This window comes from Frankia sp. CcWB2, from assembly GCF_977927585.1.
Genome location: NZ_CDWRCM010000014.1, coordinates 1 through 2,417, shown reverse-complemented (window position 1 = coordinate 2,417; position 2,417 = coordinate 1). Strand labels below are relative to the sequence as shown.

The window sequence follows — 2,417 nt, the reverse complement described above, 5'->3', positions numbered from 1 at the left end:
GGTCGGCGGGCTTCGCATGTTCACCTCGGTACTGTCCGGCGTTTTGTCGGCTTTTTCCTCTTAAAGAGGGATTTTTGGTTACGAAGGGGTCTCCTTGTCCGCCCGGGAGCCCGGATCAGGGGATATCGGCGAGGATGGGAGGGTGACCGGCAACCCCGCCGCCCCCGCGGCCACCTCCGTGAGTCCCCCCGCCGAGCAGCCCTACCGGGAGCTGGGGCTCACCGACGACGAGTACGCCCTGATCATCGCGACCCTCGGTCGCCGGCCCAGCGACGCCGAACTCGCGATGTACTCGGTGATGTGGAGCGAGCACTGCTCCTACAAGTCCTCCAAGGTGCATCTGCGGCAGTTCCGGGATACCCCGTCGACGGACCGGCTGCTGGTGGGCATGGGGGAGAACGCGGGCGTCGTCGACGTCGGCGAGGGGCTGGCGGTCACCTTCAAGATCGAGTCGCACAACCACCCCAGCTTCGTCGAGCCATACCAGGGGGCCGCGACGGGTGTAGGCGGCATCGTCCGCGACATCCTGACCATGGGGGCCCGCCCGATCGGCGTGCTCGACCCGCTGCGCTTCGGCGAGGCCGACGCTGCGGACACCGCCCGGGTCCTGCCCGGGGTCGTCGCCGGCATCGGTGGCTACGGCAACTGCCTCGGCCTGCCCACCATCGGCGGCGAGGTCGTCTTCGACCCGACCTACGCGGGTAACCCGCTGGTCAACGCCCTGTGCGTCGGGGTCATGCCGGTCGATCGGGTGCAGACGTCGGCGGCGACCGGGGTCGGCAACGCCGTCGTCCTGCTCGGCGCCAGGACCGGCCGGGACGGCATCGGCGGCGTCTCGATACTGGCGTCGGCGACCTTCGACGAGGGCGGCGGCCCGGCCCGGCGGCCCTCGGTGCAGGTCGGCGACCCGTTCACCGAGAAGATCTTGATCGAGGCCTGCCTGGAGCTGTTCGACCGCAAGCTCGTCACCGGCATCCAGGATCTCGGCGGCGCCGGGCTGACCTGCGCGCTGACCGAGACCACCGCCGCGGGCATCGCCACCGGCCAGCCCGGCGGCATGGAGGTCGACCTCGACCTCGTGCCCCTGCGCGAGGCGTCGATGGCCGCGCACGAGATCCTCGCGAGCGAGTCCCAGGAGCGCATGCTGGCGATCGTCACGCCCGAGGCGCTGCCCGAGGTTCTCGCCCTCGCCGAGCGCTGGGGTGTGCTCGCGACCAGGATCGGCACCGTCACCAACAGCGGTCGGCTGACCGTACGCTGGCATGGCGAGGTCGTCGTCGACGTTCCGCCCGGATCACTCGCCGACGATGGCCCAGTCTACGAGCGCCCTCTGCGCCGCCCGGTCGACTTCGACCTGGTCCGGGCGGACGCGCCCACGCCCGCCCGGCTCGCCCGGCCACGGACCGGGCCGGAGCTGCGGGAGACCCTGCTGCGGCTGGTCGCCTCCCCGAACCTGTGCTCGCGGGCCTGGGTGACCGACCAGTACGACCGGTACGTGCAGGCGGGCACCGTGCTCGCCCAGCCGGAGGACGCGGGCGTGCTCCGGCTGTCGGCGGCCACCGGCCTGGGGATCGCGCTCGCCACCGACGGCAACGGGCGGTACGCACGGCTCGACCCGTTCGCCGGCACCCAGCTCGCCCTGGCGGAGGCGTGCCGCAACGTGGCCGCCACCGGATCGGTGCCGATCGCGGTGACGAACTGCCTGAACTTCGGCTCCCCCGAGGATCCCGAGGTGATGTGGCAGTTCGCCCAGGCGTGCGCGGGCCTCGCCGAGGGCTGCCGGCGGCTCGGCCTCCCGGTAACGGGCGGCAACGTCTCGTTTTACAACCAGACCGGCTCGACGCCGATCCATCCGACCCCGGTGATCGGGGTACTCGGCCTGTTCGACGACGTCACTCGCCGGACGCCCATCGGCTTCGCCGAGGAGGGAGACGTCCTGATCCTGCTCGGCGACACCGCCGACGAATTCGGCGGCTCGGAGTGGGCGTGGGTGACGCATCGCCATCTCGGCGGCGAGCCGCCGGCCGTCGACTTCGCCCGGGAAAAGCTGCTCGGCGAGATCCTCGTCGCCGGTTCCCGCGACGGCATGCTCACCGCCGCGCACGACCTCTCCGACGGTGGGCTCGCCCAGGCGCTCGTCGAGTCGTGCCTGCGCGGCGGGCACGGCGCCCGGATCATCCTGCCGGCCGGATCAGACCCGTTCGTCGAGCTGTTCAGCGAGTCGGCCGGCCGCGCCGTCGTCGCGGTGCCCCGCACAGAGGAACTGCGCTTCACCGGCATGTGCGAGGTGCGGGGCCTGCCGTGGCGGCGCGTCGGTGTCGTCGACCGGGACACCCTCGACGTACAGGACGCCTTCACCGTCGGCCTCGACGAGCTGCGCGCGGCGCACGAGGGAACGCTGCCGGCGCTGTTCGGCC

The 2,417-nt window shown here is 72.0% G+C and carries 1 protein-coding gene; it reads left to right on the top strand.

The window, feature by feature from the left end; all coding sequences use genetic code 11:
- Window positions 1-142: 142 nt before the first annotated feature.
- A partial coding sequence (purL, locus tag ACY45C_RS03005; protein ID WP_462186130.1) for a phosphoribosylformylglycinamidine synthase subunit PurL occupies window positions 143-2,417 on the top strand: 2,275 nt, incomplete at its 3' end.